Raw genomic sequence first — 16,914 nt, 5'->3', positions numbered from 1 at the left:
CGGGCCCTTGTACGGGCCGATGTCGGCAGGCTAGCGTCATCCCCGATAGAAAGCGCTTGCTACTCCGGTGTCCGGGCATGACTCCCTCCGAGCGAACCGCTCGCGGGCCGACCGCGTCCCGGCGTCGACGACACAGGGAGGACCTTCGTGACACGCAGAACCGTGCGGATCGCCATGAACGGCGTCACGGGGCGGATGGGCTACCGGCAGCACCTGGTGCGCTCGATCCTCGCGATCCGCGACCAGGGCGGCCTGGACCTCGGGGACGGCGAGGTCCTGTGGCCCGAGCCCGTCCTCGTCGGCCGCCGGGAGCACGCCCTGCGCGACCTCGCCGACCGGCACGGGCTGACCGAGTGGTCCACCGACCTCGACGCCGTCCTCGCCGACGACACCACGGAGATCTACTTCGACGCCCAGGTCACCTCCGCCCGCGTCGACGCCCTCACCAGGGCGATCGCGGCCGGCAAGCACATCTACACCGAGAAACCCACCGCCACCGACACCGCCGGCGCCCTGGAACTCGCCCGCCTCGCCCGGGCCGCCGGCATCAAGCACGGCGTCGTCCAGGACAAGATCTTCCTGCCGGGCCTGCGCAAGCTGAAGCGCCTCATCGACGGCGGCTTCTTCGGCGAGATCCTCTCGGTACGCGGCGAGTTCGGCTACTGGGTCTTCGAGGGCGACTGGCAGGAGGCCCAGCGCCCCTCCTGGAACTACCGCGCGGAGGACGGCGGCGGCATCGTCGTCGACATGTTCCCGCACTGGGAGTACGTGCTCCACGAACTGTTCGGCCGCGTGACGTCCGTGACCGCCCACGTCACCACCCACGTCCCGCAGCGCTGGGACGAGGACGGCAAGCCGTACGCCGCCACCGCCGACGACGCCGCGTACGGCATCTTCCAGCTGGCCGGCGGCGCCGTCGCCCAGATCAACTCCTCCTGGGCGGTACGCGTCCACCGCGACGAGCTGGTCGAGTTCCAGGTCGACGGCACGCACGGCTCGGCCGTCGCCGGGCTGCGCGGCTGCCGCGTCCAGCACCGCTCCGCCACGCCGAAGCCCGTCTGGAACCCGGACGTCCCCGTCACGGAGGCGTTCCGCGACCAGTGGCAGGAGGTCCCCGACAACACCGTGTTCGACAACGGATTCAAGGCTCAGTGGGAGCTGTTCCTGCGCCACGTCGCCCTCGACGAGCCGTACCACTGGGACCTCCTGGCGGGCGCGCGCGGCGTGCAGCTCGCCGAGCTGGGCCTGAAGTCCTCGGCGGACGGCCGCCGATACGACGTACCGGAGCTGTCGCTGTGACGATCCGACTCCCGCACGGTACGTACGAACCGCGAACCGCGCCCGCGCCCTTCGCCCCCGGTGGCGCCCCTCCGGCCTCCCGTACGGTCTTCTCCGCCGCCCACGTGGTGGCCGACCCGTACGCGGACGTCGCCCCCGGCTCCCCGGCGGCCGTCGACTGGGACGCCACCCTCGCCTTCCGCCGCCACCTGTGGTCCCACGGGCTGGGCGTCGCCGAGGCGATGGACACCGCCCAGCGCGGCATGGGCCTGGACTGGGCGGGCGCGGCCGAGCTGATCCGCCGCTCGGCCGCCGAGGCGAAGGCAGTCGGTGGCCGGATCGCGGCGGGCGTGGGAACGGACCAGCTGCCCTCCGGGGGCCATGACCTTGAGACGGTCCGCACCGCGTACGAGGAACAACTGGCCCTCGTCGAGGACACCGGCGCGCAACCCGTCCTCATGGCCTCCCGCGCCCTGGCCGCCGCCGCGCAGTCCCCCGACGACTACGTGACCCTCTACACCCACCTCCTCCGCCAGGCGAGCGAACCCGTCATCCTCCACTGGCTCGGACCCATGTTCGACCCGGCCCTGGACGGCTACTGGGGCTCCGCCGACCTGGACGCCGCCACCGACACCTTCCTGAAGGTCATCGCCGAGCACCCGGACAAGGTCGACGGCATCAAGGTGTCCCTGCTGGACGCCCAGCGGGAGGTGGACCTGCGACGCCGCCTTCCCGAGGGTGTGCGCTGCTACACCGGCGACGACTTCCACTACCCCGAGCTGATCGCGGGCGACGACCACGGCTTCAGCCACGCCCTGCTCGGCATCTTCGACCCGCTCGGCCCGCTGGCGGCCGAGGCGGTACGGGTGCTGGACACCGGCGACACGGAGGGCTTCCGCGCGCTCCTCGACCCGACCGTCGCCCTCTCGCGCCACCTCTTCCAGGCGCCGACCCGCTTCTACAAGACGGGCGTGGTGTTCCTGGCCTGGCTGGCGGGCCACCAGGACCACTTCACCATGGTCGGCGGCCTCCAGTCGGCGCGCCCCCTGCCGCACCTGGCGCGGGCGTACGAACTGGCCGACGGGCTGGGGCTGTTCCCGGACCCGCAGCTGGCGGAGTCCCGAATGAAGTCCCTGCTCACGGTGTACGGAGTCGAGCAATGAGCCCTCTGGCCCGCTTCAGCGTCAACCAGATGACCGTCAGGCAACTGCCGCTGCCCGACCTCACCGAGGCGTGCGCCCGCCTCGGCGTCCCGGGCATCGGCCTGTGGCGCGAACCGGTCGCCGCGTACGGCCTGGAGGCCACCGCCAAGCTCGTCCGCGACGCGGGGCTGACCGTCACCACCCTGTGCCGGGGCGGCTTCTTCACCACCGCCGCCGACCTGGACGACAACCGCGCGGCCGTCGACGAGGCGGCGACCCTCGGCACCGACACCCTGGTCCTGGTCTCCGGCGGTCTCCCGCCCGCCGGCAAGGACCTCGCCGCCGCCCGCGCCCTCATCGCCGACGCGCTCTCCGAACTCGCCCCGTACGCCGCCGAGCGAGGGATCCGGCTCGCGATCGAGCCGCTCCACCCCATGTACGCGGCCGACCGCTGCGCGATCTCCACCCTCGACCAAGCCCTCACGCTGGCCGCACCCTTCCCGGCCTCCCAGGTGGGCGTCGTCGTCGACACGTACCACGTCTGGTGGGACGACCGCGCCCCAACGGCCGTGGCCCGCGCCGGCGCCCAGGGCCGCATCCACTCCTTCCAACTCGCCGACTGGACCACCCCCTTGCCGGCCGGCGTCCTCAACGGCCGCGGCCAGCTCGGCGACGGCTGCATCGACCTGCGCGCCTGGCGCGAACTGGTCGACACCTCCGGCTACACCGGCCCCATCGAGGTGGAGCTCTTCAACGACGACCTGTGGGCCCGGGACGGCGTGGAGGTCCTGGAGGAGACGGTACGGAGGTACGTGCGGCACGTGCTCTGAGAATCACCCGCCGTGCTCGTACAACCCTTCCGGCGTGACGCGTGTCGTACCTGGCGTCGGGCTTCCGGGGGAATCCGGGGGGATCCAAGGGAAGCCCTGCTGGGGGGAGCGCGCGGGGCCCGGTCCACGGACCGGGCCCCTTACGTACGGCGGGGGACTGCTAGAAGTTGCCGGCGGCCCTGCGGCGGAACCTCCCGTCAGGGCTACCGGGCCCTTGCTGTACGCGGTTGTACCAGCTCAGCGCCATGCGTCACGGTCTTCCAGTGAGAGCTCGATAATGGCCTCATTCTGGACATTCTCCAGGTCCCGAACGTAGGGTGCCGCATTCGGATTGGGGGTGCAGAAAGTGACATACGCCGTCATCGTGTCGTCGTCGCAGCCGCCCAGGGAAAGGGACACGTACGCCTTGACCTCCTGGTCACCGAAGCGCTCGCCTGCCTTGCCGAGGCATGCGAAGGCATAGGACAGAGACCTCCTCAGAAGCGCTTCTGTCCGTTCGGCGCCGGTCGCCGGGAGATCGTAGTCGATCATTCCTCGGCCGTTGATCGACGTTTCTTCTTGGAGCACATCGAAGTAGGGGGAATGATTCTCCGGGAGGAGCCCCGTCAACACCCGTGCTCCATTGGGTGTGTAGGACCAGCCCTCTTCCTTCACTTCTGAGAACATGGGGGGAATGTCTTCGTCCCTCAAGTCCGTGAGGGGAAAATCTTCGAGAAGACTGGACATCAGGGAGTTCATTCTCATTGCTATCCTTCGCCGAGAGCCGAGAGCCCTTTTCTGATCGCTCCGATGAATCCGGGTGTGTTTCCGACTGATTTTTCGATCGATCGCGGTAGGCCTTCAAACTTCCCGGTGTCGAAATCGTACTGGTACTTGGCGCCCTTGTTGCTCTGGTCCTGGAAGTGGAGCTGACCCGGTCGACCGCCCGGGTCAGGGTTCTCGACGTCGATCCGGTAGGGGCCGTGGTTCCATAGGGTCTTACTGGTGATCTGAGTCCCATTCGCGCCGATCATGCCCTTGGAGTCGGGATCCTTGACTCCATAGAGGTCGCGCATTTCCTCGATGCGCCCCTTGACCACGCTCGGGTGATACGGGTCCTTGTCGAATCCCGGCTGAGAGGTGTACCCCTCCCTGAGTGGTTCGTACTTGGGTGCCAGGCCGAGGGGGTCGAACCACGTCAGAGGGTTGTGTACATACGCTACGGGGTTGGGTGCCGCAGCAAGCCCCAGGGGGTCGGCGGTAAGATAACGCGCCGTCTCAGGATCGTAGTGCCGGAAGTAGTTGTAGTGCAGTCCTGTTTCCGGGTCGAAATACTGGCCGGGAAACCGCAGCGGCGTATACGCGGTGCTTGAGCCGGCCCACGCGGTCGTACCCCACAACGTGCTGCGCGCCCGCCAGGCGACGTGGCCTGATTCGTCGATGATTTCGCTGGGAGCACCCACCAGGTCGGTGACGATGGCGAAGAATCGCTCATCGATCGCTTCCTGAGATGCGTTCGACCGGAGGCGGCGCTCTGTCTGGGCAAGCGGACGCAGTCCGAGGTGGTCCCATGTGAGCGCTACGGGATGTGCCAGACCGGATGCGACGGTGACCTGCTCACACAGGGTGCTTCCGTCCCAGGAGAAGAAGACCTGCTCCACAATGGTGTGTCCGTCGTCGGCGACTCGCTGCTTCACGGTACGTCGGCCGAGAGGGTCGTAGAGGTAGCGCCATTGAATGCCATCGGGCGTGGTGACTGCTGCCAGACGATCTTCGGCATCCCATTCATAGCGCCATGTCTCCGGTTTGCGCGAGAGGCGCTTCCTTTGGCGCAGCGTTACGCGTCCGAGCTCGTCGTGTTCCCAGCGGACGTTGCCGGCCTGCGTCAGTGATGTGCCGGAGTAGGTTCGAGAGCCGGTGGCCTCCTGACCAGGGTGGAAGGCCGGCCAGTCGGCCTCTGTCTGATTGCCTGCCTCGTCGTACGCGTAGCGCTCGGTCCAGTTGGCGGCATGGACCGCGGTGACGCGGCCGACCGGGTCGACGTCGAAGACCTTGGTGCCGGACTGTCGGTCTGTGAGTGCGATGAGGTTGCCATCGGCACGGTAGGTGTAGTCACGGCTCAGGATGGCGCGGCCGGCGCCACTGACCTCTTGCCTGGCGAGGCGGCCAAGTGCGTCGAACTCCGACGCCAGCACGACGGTCCCGCCGATGTGGCGATTGATTTCCTGGCCCAGTGCGTCGTGCTCGAAGCTGAACTTTCGGCCGGACGTGGTGAACGACGTACGTCGGCCCGCGGCGTCGTAGGTCCAGCTGCTGACCGCGCCGCCCGGTGTCCGACGACCGATGCAGCGACCGAGCTTGTCGTATTCGTAGGCCATGGTCCGGTCGTTGACGGTCTCCGACTTGAGTCGTCCATAGCGGTCACGAATACAGGTGATCGTTGCATCGGGGCCGACCGCTTCCGCGAGTTGGTCGAAGATGTCGTAGGCGAACGTGGTGATTGATCCGCTGGCGTTCTTGGTGACGATGCGGTCGAGTTCGTCTCGCTCAAAGCGAATGGTTCGTCCGACAGCATCGGTCCGTGCGACGAGTCGGCCTGCCGCGTCACGAATGTAGTTGAGGGTCCGGCCGTCGAAATCGGTCTCCGACACCAGATGGCCGGCGGGATCGTACTCGTAAGTCCAGGTCAAGCCCTGCGGATTCATTACCCGAGTCAGGCGGAGCTCGTGGTCGTGTTCGAACTCGTAGCGGACTCCGTCCGGGCCGGTGCGGGCCGTCATGAGGTCGAAGTGCGTGTATTCGAAACGGGACACTGCACCCATGGCGTCAGTGTGAGAGACGCAGTTCCCCTCACCGTCGTAGACCCAGGACTGCCGACTGCCATCGGCGTCGGTCCGAGCGGCCGGGTTGCCTTCCGTCGTCCATTCGAAGCGGGTCTTGTGCCCCAGCGGGTCGGTGATGGTGACCGGGCGTCCGAAGGCGTCACGCTCAATGCGTGTCGTCGCACCGAGCGGATCGGTCACCTCGATGGGAAGGCCCGCGTCGTTGTTGCGGATGTGCGTGATGCTGCCGAGCGCGTCGGTGATCGACTCCGTGTGGCCGAATTGGTTGTAGGTGTACCGGGTTATGGCTCCAGCGGCATCCGTGAAGGACATTCCATTGCCGTGATGGTCGTACTCCCGGCGAACCGTGGTCCCGTCAGGGTAGGTGATGCGTGTCGGGAGGCCCAGGGGGTTGTACTCGGCCGAAAGAGATCGGCCGTCCGGGCGATGTACGACTGTGGGGTGTCCTGACTCGTCGTACTCGAAGCGGGTCGTGCGGCCTAGTGGGTCCGTTCGGGACAGCAGGCGGTTGTACCGATCGCGTTCGAAGCGCGTAGTCGCGCCCAACGGGTCGATCTCTGCCACAATTTGGTGGGACTCGTTGATCACGTACCGATGAACGGCTCCACTGCTCGTGATTGCGGTCGTTACCTGTAGGCCGGTTTCGGGATCAGTGCCGTCGTAGTTCAGCCGCAGAGCCACATGACCCTCGGCACCACCTTCGGCAATGCACCGGTCCTGTTCGTCGTAGACGTAGTCGTACCGACTGCCGTTGGTGTCGGTCCACGACGTGACGCGGCCTCGTTCGTCGTAGGCGAATCGAAGCGGCAGACCGGAGGAGTTGATGACCTCGGTGAGATGGCCGTCGGTGTAGCCATAACGAAGGATGACCTGGTCGGTGCCGTCCGCGGCTGCACCCGCCAGGTGGAGCGCGGTGATCCGGCCGTCGCTGGTGGTCATCTTCAGGTGGTAGCCACCGCAGTGGACGATGGAGGCAGGGGCACCGTTCCCGTCGTACTCGAACGTGAGCCAGTTGCCGTTGCGGTCGTCAATCTGTGTGAGTAGTGCTTCGTTGTCCTGGTGGCATGTGAAGTGCCGTACTTGGCCTGAGCCGGGATCGGAGACGGTGTAGTCGCCATCCGGGGTTCTGTCCAGAGCCCATCGGGGACCGTGGCTCGGCAGAACGGGCGCCCCGGGCGCCGGGTGGGGATAGGAGAGCAGCAGGCCATCTTCACCGACGAGAACGACGCCTTCACTGTCGATCTCCAGACGCTGGTCGACTGTGGACGACCATGACGTACCGAACCATCGTCCGGCTCGGTAGTCCGAGGCGACTCTTCGCCGGAAGACCAGGGGAAGCACGCCGGGCAGGCTGATGTCGGTCTGGGGCAGGTACATCGCACCAGTGGCAAGGTCGATCGGATCCGACGGGTCCTTCTCGGCCGCGCGTTCCGTGCGGGACGGGTTGGCGGGATCATCCCCCACCGCCGTACGTCCGGGACCGGGGGCGTCGGGCTCAATGCCGTTTCGTATGCCGGCCCGAATCCCACCCGCGACTATGCCGCCGCCCTTGGTGCCCAAGGCTTCCGGCGCGAGGCGGCCGAGGAACTCATGCGGATCCTCCTTGGCCGCCTCCCAGGCGTTCTTCAGGGCCCGGTCAGGGTTGGCGGCCGTCGAGACGAGGCCGGCGAGCGTCATATTGACGCCCTTGTAGTACTCGGCGGGATGCGTCAGGTTGTACACGTCCATCGGGTTGACCGAGCGGACGAAGTTGATCAGGCCTGCCGTGCCCTTGATGACACCGCCGCCGAAGTGGGCCATCTCGATGCCGTGGCCCAGGCTGAGGTCCATGAGCTCGAGCTTGACCTTCTCACGGCCGGAGGGCTCCTTGGGGGCATGGGCCATCGCCGTGGTCACGGCCCCCTTGGCCGACTCGGCGGCCTCGTTGCGTGCCCGCCGGGCATCCGTGAGAATTTCCTGCGCCCGCTTGCGCTTGGCTTCGCCGGGATCGGCGCCGAGCTCTGGCTTGGGCAGCGGATTGTCACTGTTGCGCGCGGCGTTGTAGGCGTTGACCTTCTTGTTGTACTCGTCGATGGCCGTCTTGGAGTCCTTGTCGCCCTCCTTGTACAGGGCGATGGCCTCCCCGGCCTTGCCCTGAGCGCTGGTGACGACCTTGGCGTAGGTCTCCAGCGCCTTGGCCGCCGCCTCGAACGCGTCCGCCGCACGCAGCCAGTCCGTTGGCAGCGTCTGGAACTTCTCGCGGAACGTGTTGGCGGCCTCGCCCTTCCAATGACTGGAGTCGAGCTTGCGCATGCCGCCGCCGACCAGGTCGAACGCCTTCTGGAAGTCCCGGAGGTTCTTCACCGTCGAGGCGATCTTCTCCGGATTGCCGTGGATGAGCTCATTGGCCTCCTCGGTCTGGCCGAGTTGCTGCTCGCCCACCTCGGCGCCCAGCGAGGAGGCCGTCTCGTCGCCCCAGTCCGTGACGGTGTCGGCCCACTCGTGTGCGCCGTATTCGTCCAGCTTCTCGCCGACTTTGTCCGTCGCCTTGTCGACAGTCTCGCCGACGAACTCCTTGCCCTTGTCGATCCCCCGGTCAAGACCGTCGATGACTTTGTCGGTCAGCCCTCCCCAATCCACCATCAGTCTCGCTCCTCGCCCCACCGGGGCTGCTCGGCCTGCTGGATCGTCTCCGCGGACGGGTCGAAGGTCTCGCGCAGCTCGGAGTCCACGAGTTCACGCGCCCCGGAGTCGATCAGACCCGAGCGTTCCATCGAGTCGAGCTGGGCATCGGCCACGTCGTAGCTGGTGTTCTTCCAGGTCTGCTTCACTTCTTCGTGCGCGCCGGCGAAGGACTCGGGGCTCCAGTCCGGGTTGTCCCACATGTTCTGGTCTCTGATCTGGTCCCAGCGCATGCCCTTGACCTCGTCCTCGCTCAAGTGCGGGTTCCCGTTCAGGGAGTTCACTCCGATCTTGATCGAGTCCTTCACGTACTGGTCCTGCTCGGCGAACGATCCCGCCGACAGACCGACGCCCTGGGCGAAGGTGTTACCACGCAACGTCAGCGCCCGAACGCCCCACTCCCACCGGTCGCAGAATGTGCCGAACTCCGCCGCCAGACCACCGTGGCCCAGCTCCAGACCCGACAAGGCAAGATCCGAGAATCCCCGCCCTGCCGTGGCCTCGCCGATCATGCCGAGGTCCTTCAGCTCGGCGTGCGCCAGATTGATGCCGTTCGTGATGTCCACAAGCGCCTGCTTCGGCGCCTCGAGATCCCCGCCCATTACGCATCCCCCTCGAGATCAACCGCCACCGCGTCGGGCACGATGCCCTCCACGGGCGGGAACAGCATTCCCTCGTCGCTGCCCGCGTCCAGCGCCACACCCGCCGGTCCTGGGAGCATCGGCACCATCACATCGAGCAACCGCGCGCCCAGAATCGTCCGGTACGGCCACTCCCTCTGCGCCTCACCCCGAGCCCGCGCGAACCGTGCCAGCGCCTCCTCGTCCGAGAAGGCGCAGATCCACCGCACCCCGTTCTGCTCTGCCGTCCACAAGCTGCCGTACTCATCGAACGGCACCACGACCGCCGTACGCCGGAATTCGCCCAGCACCCTTGCAAACTGCCGCCGTGCGGAGGCCAGTAGGTCCTCGGACGACGCGGCCGGGCCCGCTGGTGTCTCCGGTGGGGACGGCTCTGCGGGCACTGACGTTTCCGGTGGTGGAGCCTCTTCGGCCCCCTGGGCCAAGTCGGCCAGTTTGGAACGCCGCACAGGCGGCGGTATGTCATCCCCGTTTTCCGTCACACAGCGCATGCTGGCATGGTCGACTTCCCAGGAGCAACGCAGAACAACGCGGGCCACCGGCTTGCGGGAGCCCGCGAATGCCGAGCCTCGCGGCCAGGACCCGGGCGGTGGGCACCGGGCGACAGCCGGGGTTTCTCCACAGGCCCGCCGCACTGTCGGACCTGCCCGGTAGCGTCGGGGCATGTCCAATCCAGCAGTGGTCGAAGGGGTCCTCGAGCGGATCACGTACGCCAATGAGGAGAACGGTTACACGGTGGCCCGGGTCGACACCGGGCGCGGTGGCGGGGAACTCCTCACGGTGGTCGGCTCGCTGCTCGGCGCGCAGCCGGGGGAGTCGTTGCGCATGGAGGGCCGCTGGGGGTCCCACCCGCAGTACGGCAAGCAGTTCACGGTGGAGAACTACACGACCGTCCTGCCGGCCACCGTCCAGGGCATCCGCCGCTATCTCGGCTCCGGACTGATCAAGGGCATCGGTCCGCGCATCGCCGACCGGATCGTGGAGCACTTCGGCATCGAGACGCTCGACGTCATCGAGCAGGAGCCGAAGCGGCTCATCGAGGTGCCGGGGCTCGGGCCGAAGCGGACGAAGATGATCGGTGCCGCGTGGGAGGAGCAGAAGGCGATCAAGGAGGTGATGGTCTTTCTCCAGGGCGTCGGCGTCTCCACGTCCATCGCGGTGCGGATCTACAAGAAGTACGAGGACGCCTCCATCTCCGTGGTGAAGAACCAGCCCTACCGGCTGGCCGCCGACGTGTGGGGCATCGGGTTCCTCACCGCCGACAAGATCGCGCGGGCCGTGGGCATCCCGCACGACAGCCCGGAGCGGGTCAAGGCCGGGTTGCAGTACGCCCTTTCGCAGTCGACCGACCAGGGGCACTGTTTCCTGCCCGAGGAGCAGTTGATCTCCGACGCCGTGAAGCTCCTCCAGGTCGACACCGGCCTGGTGATCGACTGCCTGGCCGCTCTGGCGGCCGACGAGGAGGGCGTCGTGCGCGAGCAGGTGCCGGGCCCCGAGGGGCAGTCGCTGACGGCCGTCTACCTGATCCCGTTCCACCGGGCCGAGCTCTCCCTGGCCGCCCAGCTCCGGCGGCTCCTGCGCGCGGAGGAGGACCGGATGCCGGCCTTCCGGGACGTGGCGTGGGACAAGGCGCTGGCGTGGCTCGTGGACCGTACGGGGGCGGAGCTGGCGCCCGAGCAGGAGGAGGCCGTGCGGCTCGCCCTCACCGAGAAGGTGGCGGTGCTGACCGGCGGTCCCGGCTGCGGAAAGTCGTTCACGGTCCGGTCGATCGTGGAGCTGGCCCGAGCCAAGAAGGCCAAGGTGGTCCTCGCGGCGCCCACCGGCCGCGCGGCCAAGCGGCTGGCGGAGCTGACCGGCGCGGAGGCGTCCACGGTGCACCGGCTGCTGGAGCTCAAGCCGGGCGGGGACGCGGCGTACGACCGGGACCGGCCGCTCGACGCCGACCTGGTCGTCGTCGACGAGGCGTCCATGCTGGACCTGCTGCTGGCCAACAAGCTGGTCAAGGCGGTGGCGCCGGGTGCCCACCTGCTGCTGGTGGGGGACGTCGACCAGTTGCCGAGCGTGGGCGCGGGGGAGGTGCTGAGCGACCTGCTGGCTCCGGACAGCCCGGTCCCGTCGGTGCGGCTCACACGGATCTTCCGGCAGGCCCAGAAGTCCGGTGTCGTCACCAACGCCCACCGGATCAATGCCGGGCAGCAGCCGATCACTTCGGGGCTCCCGGACTTCTTCCTCTTCGTCACGGAGGACACCGAGGAGGCCGGCCGGCTCACCGTGGACGTCGCCGCGCGCCGCGTACCGGCGAAGTTCGGCCTCGACCCGCGCCGCGACGTGCAGGTCCTGGCGCCGATGCACCGGGGACCGGCCGGCGCGGGCACCCTCAACGGACTCCTCCAGCAGGCCGTCACCCCGGCGCGGCCGGACCTCCCGGAGAAGAGATTCGGCGGAAGGGTCTTCCGCGTCGGCGACAAGGTCACTCAAATTCGCAACAATTACGAGAAGGGGGCGAACGGAGTCTTCAACGGCACAGTCGGCGTGGTCACGTCACTCGATGTGGACGAGCAGCGGCTGACGGTGCTGACCGACGAGGACGAGGAGGTGCCGTACGACTTCGACGAGCTGGACGAGCTGGCACACGCGTACGCCGTCACCATCCACCGCTCCCAGGGGAGCGAGTATCCGGCGGTGGTGATCCCGGTCACCACCGGGGCGTGGATGATGCTCCAGCGGAACCTGCTCTACACGGCCGTCACCCGGGCGAGGAAACTCGTCGTCCTCGTCGGCTCACGCAAGGCGATCGGGCAGGCGGTCCGCACCGTTTCCGCCGGTCGGCGCTTTACCTCACTACGCCATCGGCTGAAAGGTGAGGTACGGGTGGGAAACATCACCTAAGGATCATCCGGACTTTCACAACCGGGGCGAAGGGGGCAGGATGAGCAGGTTGACGGCACTGAGTGCCGCCAATTGGCCGAATGGTCGACCCCGAGTGCACTCTGCTGGGCCAAGTGGGGGATGGTAGAGACAGTCAGGGCACCTCGAAGAAGAGGCACTACGTCGGTGAGGGATGACGTGAGCGACAACTCTGTAGTACTGCGGTACGCGGACGGTGAATACACCTACCCGGTGGTCGAGAGCACCGTCGGTGACAAGGGCTTCGACATCGGGAAGCTCCGAGCCCAGACCGGTCTGGTGACCCTGGACAGTGGATACGGCAACACCGCCGCCTATAAATCCGCGATCACCTACCTGGACGGCGAGCAGGGCATCCTGCGGTACCGCGGCTACCCCATCGAGCAGCTGGCCGAGCGCTCCACCTTCCTCGAGGTGGCGTACCTGCTGATCAACGGTGAGCTGCCCAAGGTCGACGAGCTGGCGGCCTTCCGGAACGAGATCACGCAGCACACCCTGCTGCACGAGGACGTCAAGCGGTTCTTCGACGGCTTCCCGCGCGACGCCCACCCGATGGCGATGCTGTCCTCGGTCGTCAGCGCGCTGTCGACGTTCTACCAGGACAGCCACAACCCGTTCGACGAGAAGCAGCGCCACCTCTCCACGATCCGGCTGCTGGCCAAGCTGCCCACGATCGCGGCGTACGCCTACAAGAAGTCGATCGGTCACCCGTTCGTCTACCCGCGCAACGACCTGTCGTACGTCGAGAACTTCCTGCGTATGACCTTCTCGGTGCCGGCCCAGGAGTACGAGCTGGACCCGGTCGTGGTCTCCGCGCTCGACAAGCTGCTGATTCTGCACGCGGACCACGAGCAGAACTGCTCGACCTCGACCGTGCGCCTGGTCGGCTCGTCGCAGGCGAACATGTTCGCCTCGATCTCCGCCGGCATCTCGGCCCTGTGGGGCCCGCTGCACGGTGGCGCCAACCAGTCGGTGCTGGAGATGCTCCAGGGCATCCAGGCCACCGGCGGCGACGTCGACTCCTTCATCCGCAAGGTGAAGAACAAGGAGGACGGCGTCCGCCTGATGGGCTTCGGCCACCGCGTCTACAAGAACTTCGACCCCCGGGCGAAGATCATCAAGGCGGCGGCGCACGACGTCCTCTCGGCGCTCGGCAAGTCCGACGAGCTGCTGGACATCGCGCTCAAGCTGGAGGAGCACGCGCTCGCCGACGACTACTTCGTCTCGCGAAACCTCTACCCGAACGTGGACTTCTACACGGGTCTGATCTACCGGGCGATGGGCTTCCCGACCGAGATGTTCACGGTCCTCTTCGCCCTGGGCCGCCTGCCGGGCTGGATCGCCCAGTGGCACGAGATGATCAAGGAGCCGGGCTCCCGCATCGGCCGCCCGCGCCAGATCTACACGGGCGAGGTCCTGCGCGACTTCGTCCCGGTCGAGGGCCGCTGACGCCCGCCGCGACAAACGAGAAGCGCCCCGCCGCCGATCCCCCCACGGGTCGGCGAGCGGGGCGCTCCCCATATCCCCGGAACGGATTCCCCCCACGGGATCCGGGTCCGGGCGTCTGCCGGGTTCCAGCAGAAGCTCGCGATGCGATCTGCCGGGGTACGTACGGGAGGGCCGCTCAAAGCTCCCCGGTGCACGTGCCCCGGCCAACGCTTGCCTGGGACGTCCCCCAAGACATCCCATGAACGTCCCCCAAGACGTTCGGCATCGCCCATTTAGACTCGCGAGCCGTCCAAATGGTTACCCCCAAATATCTGTGATCTAGATCTCTTTGTGAAGGTCCTGTGAGTCACGTGAAGGTGAAATTACGTGCAGCTACGTGCCCGGGGACCGACAGTCACCGACAAAGGCGGAGAAAAAGCCACGGCCGAGCCGACCGCCCGCCATTCGCGGTGCGGCCCGGCTCGGCCGGGGTGGCGTGCCTGTCCGCAGGCGGTCTGCGGGGCCGGGATGACGGCCGCAGGCAGAGGGGGTGGCCCGCTCGGGCGTCAGGCCCGGCCGACGAGCTCGTACCCCGCCTCGTCGACCGCCGCGCGCACCTCGGCCTCGTCCAGCGCGGCCTCGGAGACGACGGTGACCAGGCCCGTGGCGGCGACCGCCTTGACGGAGGTGACGCCGGCGATCGCGGAGATCTCCTCGGTCACGGCACCCTCGCAGTGGCCGCAGGTCATGCCCCGGACCTCGTAGACGGCCGTGATGCCGCCGGTCTGGGCGTCGGCCGCGCTGTCGTGGCAGGAGCCGCTCGGCGAGCAGCAGGAGCCGGTGGCCTGGGGGAGCTCGGTCCTCGTCTCGGCGGTCATGGTGTTCTCCTCTTCGGTCGGAGTCGTGGTGCGACAGGGGCTCACGGGAACGCCGTGGCGTCCTGACGTACTCACTGTATACCCCTGGGGGGTATGAATTCCAGCGTTCAGGGCTCCGTGCCGTCCGGTTCAGTGGCTGCCGGAGTGGGCGCCGTTCGGGTGCCCACGGTGGACGGCCCACTCGCGGGCCAGGACGGACATGTACAGCGAGTCGATCCACTGGCCACCGTGCCACAGCGCCTCCCGCTCCACGCCCTCCCGGACGAAGCCGACCTTCTCGTAGACCCGGACCGCCCGCGGGTTGAAGGCGAAGACGCCCAGGGAGATCCGGTTCAGACCCAGCTGCTCGAAGCCATGGGCGAGGAACAACCGGATCGCCTCGGTCCCCAGGCCCCGGTTCTGTCCCCGGGGGCCGATGAGGGTGCGGAAGTTGCAGCTGCGGTTCGGCTCGTCCCATTCGTTGAACACGAGCTCGCCCACCATCTCCCCGGACGCCCGGTCGACCAGAGCAAGATCCAGCCGGTCGGTCCGGTCGCCGCGCGAGCCGTACCAGGAGCGCAGGTGGTCGAGGGAGAGGGGCGGTGCGCCGTCGGGGGTGCCGGTGAGGGTCAGGACCTCCGGGTCGTTCAGGATCTCCGCGACCACAACGGCGTCCTCCTCGGTCACCGGCCGCAGCACCACGTTGTCGCCGGTGAGGATGGGCTTTACGGAGAAGTCGCTCATCCGGCGATCCTCCGGGCCCGGCGCGGGGCCCGGCAATGCATTTACGCGGCCGGCCCCGTACCGGACGGTGTACGGGGCCGGGGGTCCGGACCGGGGCCGGAGCGTCGCGGGAACCTCAGTCCGCGCGACCGCGGTTGCCGGGGCGGTTGGCCACCCAGACGCGAATGGTGTCCGGGTACCAGTAGGGCTTGCCGCCCTCCACATGGTCGGGCTGCGGGAGCAGGCCGTGCTTACGGTACGAGCGGACCGTGTCCGGCTGTACCCGGATGTGCGCGGCAATCTCCTTGTAGGACCAGAGCCTTCTGTCCGTCATCTTTGGCACCTCCCTGCGTGCGCCGCGGCGGCGGCCCGGGAGGACCGTCGGGGGAGCCGCGGCGTTGACGCTGGCGATCACTGAGCCTGTGCCCGTTGAACGACACAGAGTGACGAGCGGGAAGGGCCTGTTGAAGGGCTGTGACGGAAGGCCCGCATAACGGAGATACGCGTGACACGGCAGGGATCACTGTTACAGGGTGGGCGCTTTCCGCGCACGTGTACCTGGTGCGGGGGCGGACGAGTGCGCCCGGGACGGGTCGGTCCGGCGTCTCCGCCTGCGTTCCTGTCGGCTGCCCCGGCCGGCCGCACGGACGCTTCCCGACCGCCGCCATCGGCGTCGTCGGAGCGCGCTCACGCTCCGCAGGACCGCAGGAAGCGGCGCGTGCGTTCGGCGATGGGGAAGGGCTTGTCCGGGGGGCAGGGGTACATGTCCTGCTCGACGATGGCGAAGAGGTCGACGTCCAGGGCCTGGGCGGCGGCCAGGACGGGTTCCAGGGCGGGAACGCCGGCCGGTGGTTCGCACATGACGCCGCGTGCCACGGCCGGGCCGAACGGGGTGCCCTCGGCGACGACCTGGGCGAGGATCTCGGGGTCGACCTGCTTGAGGTGCAGGTAGCCGATCCGTTCGCCGTAGGTCTCGATCAGCTTGACGCTGTCGCCGCCGCAGTAGGCGTAGTGCCCCGTGTCCAGGCAGAGGGCGACGAGGGCGGGGTCCGTGGCGTCGAGGAAGCGGGTGACGTTCTCCTCGCTGTCGATGTGGGTGTCGGCGTGCGGGTGGACGACGATGCGGAGGCCGAAGCGGTCCTGCACCTCCAGACCGAGGCGTTCGGTCAGGCGGGTGAGGTCGCGCCACTGGTCGGCCGTCAGGTTCCGGTCCTCCAGCACCTCGCCGGTCTTGTCGTCCCGCCAGAAGGACGGGATGACGACGAGGTGGTCGGCGCCCATGGCGCGGGCGAGCGTGGCGTTGTCCGCGACGTGGGCCCAGGTCTTCTCCCAGACGGCTTCCCCGTGGTGCAGCCCGGTGAAGACCGTGCCCGCCGAGACCTTCAGCCCGCGGCGGGCGGTCTCCTCGGTGAGCCGGGCGGGGTCGGTGGGGAGGTAGCCGTACGGCCCCAGTTCGATCCACTCGTACCCGGCCTCGGCGACCTCGTCGAGGAAGCGCTGCCAAGGGACTTGCCGGGGATCGTCGGGGAACCACACGCCCCATGAGTCGGGGGCGGAACCGATCCGGATACGGGACAGCGGCGGTGGTGACAGCGGCGTCATGGAGGTCAGCTTGGTAGCGGCCG

At 68.0% G+C, this 16,914-nt stretch carries 13 protein-coding genes; 5 read left to right on the top strand and 8 right to left on the bottom strand.

Features of this window, described 5'->3' with window-relative positions:
- The first annotated feature begins 147 nt into the window (after nucleotides 1-147).
- From ABT360_RS00615 to ABT360_RS00605, 3 genes are read left to right on the top strand one after another with little or no spacing between them, the layout of a single operon-like run.
- Complete coding sequence (locus tag ABT360_RS00615; RefSeq protein WP_351808485.1) at nucleotides 148-1,299, top strand: Gfo/Idh/MocA family protein; 1,152 nt, start codon at nucleotides 148-150, stop codon at nucleotides 1,297-1,299.
- Entirely contained in the window at nucleotides 1,296-2,441 is a 1,146-nt protein-coding gene (locus ABT360_RS00610; RefSeq protein WP_351808482.1) for a dihydrodipicolinate synthase family protein, read from the top strand. Before ABT360_RS00615 ends, ABT360_RS00610 begins: the two co-directional genes overlap by 4 nt.
- The gene (locus ABT360_RS00605; protein WP_351808479.1) at nucleotides 2,438-3,250 is read left to right on the top strand and encodes a sugar phosphate isomerase/epimerase family protein; all 813 of its coding nucleotides are present in this window, start codon (nucleotides 2,438-2,440) and stop codon (nucleotides 3,248-3,250) included. The genes ABT360_RS00610 and ABT360_RS00605 overlap by 4 nt, the downstream gene beginning before the upstream one ends.
- Before the next feature lie 237 nt (nucleotides 3,251-3,487).
- On the opposite strand, the gene ABT360_RS00600 is transcribed toward ABT360_RS00605, so the two are convergent.
- From ABT360_RS00600 to ABT360_RS00585, 4 genes are read right to left on the bottom strand one after another with little or no spacing between them, the layout of a single operon-like run.
- Entirely contained in the window at nucleotides 3,488-3,988 is a 501-nt protein-coding gene (locus ABT360_RS00600) for a hypothetical protein (RefSeq protein WP_351808476.1), read from the bottom strand.
- Between the two features lie 8 nt (nucleotides 3,989-3,996).
- Nucleotides 3,997-8,694, bottom strand: coding sequence for a putative T7SS-secreted protein (locus ABT360_RS00595; RefSeq protein ID WP_351808473.1), 4,698 nt, complete (start codon nucleotides 8,692-8,694; stop codon nucleotides 3,997-3,999).
- Nucleotides 8,694-9,335 (bottom strand): hypothetical protein, encoded by a 642-nt coding sequence (locus ABT360_RS00590; protein ID WP_351808470.1) that lies wholly within the window; start codon nucleotides 9,333-9,335, stop codon nucleotides 8,694-8,696. The genes ABT360_RS00595 and ABT360_RS00590 overlap by 1 nt, the downstream gene beginning before the upstream one ends.
- Nucleotides 9,335-9,856 (bottom strand): SseB family protein, encoded by a 522-nt coding sequence (locus ABT360_RS00585; RefSeq protein ID WP_351808959.1) that lies wholly within the window; start codon nucleotides 9,854-9,856, stop codon nucleotides 9,335-9,337. Before ABT360_RS00585 ends, ABT360_RS00590 begins: the two co-directional genes overlap by 1 nt.
- Before the next feature lie 181 nt (nucleotides 9,857-10,037).
- Between ABT360_RS00585 and recD2 the strand changes: the two genes are divergently transcribed.
- A complete protein-coding gene (gene recD2 / locus ABT360_RS00580) occupies nucleotides 10,038-12,263 on the top strand; it encodes an SF1B family DNA helicase RecD2 (protein ID WP_351808467.1) in 2,226 nt (741 codons plus the stop codon).
- A 177-nt stretch (nucleotides 12,264-12,440) separates the two neighbouring features.
- Complete coding sequence (locus ABT360_RS00575; protein WP_064069415.1) at nucleotides 12,441-13,730, top strand: citrate synthase; 1,290 nt, start codon at nucleotides 12,441-12,443, stop codon at nucleotides 13,728-13,730.
- 545 nt (nucleotides 13,731-14,275) lie between these two features.
- On the opposite strand, the gene ABT360_RS00570 is transcribed toward ABT360_RS00575, so the two are convergent.
- From ABT360_RS00570 to ABT360_RS00555, 4 genes are all read right to left on the bottom strand, one after another.
- Nucleotides 14,276-14,587: a heavy-metal-associated domain-containing protein gene (locus tag ABT360_RS00570; RefSeq protein WP_351808462.1), complete on the bottom strand. Its 312-nt coding sequence runs from the start codon at nucleotides 14,585-14,587 to the stop codon at nucleotides 14,276-14,278.
- Nucleotides 14,588-14,716: 129 nt separating this feature from the next.
- On the bottom strand, nucleotides 14,717-15,310 hold the full coding sequence (locus tag ABT360_RS00565; protein ID WP_351808459.1) for a GNAT family N-acetyltransferase: 594 nt from the start codon (nucleotides 15,308-15,310) through the stop codon (nucleotides 14,717-14,719).
- 115 nt (nucleotides 15,311-15,425) lie between these two features.
- Nucleotides 15,426-15,623: a helix-turn-helix transcriptional regulator gene (locus ABT360_RS00560; protein WP_351808456.1), complete on the bottom strand. Its 198-nt coding sequence runs from the start codon at nucleotides 15,621-15,623 to the stop codon at nucleotides 15,426-15,428.
- A gap of 353 nt (nucleotides 15,624-15,976) precedes the next feature.
- Nucleotides 15,977-16,891, bottom strand: a complete 915-nt coding sequence (locus ABT360_RS00555; protein ID WP_351808452.1) for a sugar phosphate isomerase/epimerase family protein — start codon at nucleotides 16,889-16,891, stop codon at nucleotides 15,977-15,979.
- Nucleotides 16,892-16,914 lie beyond the last annotated feature (23 nt).

This window comes from Streptomyces sp. NPDC000229 (assembly GCF_040300825.1).
Classification (GTDB): domain Bacteria; phylum Actinomycetota; class Actinomycetes; order Streptomycetales; family Streptomycetaceae; genus Streptomyces.
This window is presented reverse-complemented; position numbering and strand designations above follow the sequence as displayed.

Excerpts from the sequence above, each read along its gene's own strand:
- ABT360_RS00590 (WP_351808470.1), bottom strand. The coding sequence starts at position 9,335 with ATGGGCGGGGATCTCGAGGCGCCGAAGCAGGCGCTTGTGGACATCACG.
- recD2 (WP_351808467.1), top strand. The coding sequence starts at position 10,038 with ATGTCCAATCCAGCAGTGGTCGAAGGGGTCCTCGAGCGGATCACGTAC.
- ABT360_RS00595 (WP_351808473.1), bottom strand. The coding sequence starts at position 8,694 with ATGGTGGATTGGGGAGGGCTGACCGACAAAGTCATCGACGGTCTTGAC.
- ABT360_RS00605 (WP_351808479.1), top strand. The coding sequence starts at position 2,438 with ATGAGCCCTCTGGCCCGCTTCAGCGTCAACCAGATGACCGTCAGGCAA.
- ABT360_RS00570 (WP_351808462.1), bottom strand. The coding sequence starts at position 14,587 with ATGACCGCCGAGACGAGGACCGAGCTCCCCCAGGCCACCGGCTCCTGC.
- ABT360_RS00600 (WP_351808476.1), bottom strand. The coding sequence starts at position 3,988 with ATGAACTCCCTGATGTCCAGTCTTCTCGAAGATTTTCCCCTCACGGAC.
- ABT360_RS00565 (WP_351808459.1), bottom strand. The coding sequence starts at position 15,310 with ATGAGCGACTTCTCCGTAAAGCCCATCCTCACCGGCGACAACGTGGTG.
- ABT360_RS00560 (WP_351808456.1), bottom strand. The coding sequence starts at position 15,623 with ATGACGGACAGAAGGCTCTGGTCCTACAAGGAGATTGCCGCGCACATC.
- ABT360_RS00555 (WP_351808452.1), bottom strand. The coding sequence starts at position 16,891 with ATGACGCCGCTGTCACCACCGCCGCTGTCCCGTATCCGGATCGGTTCC.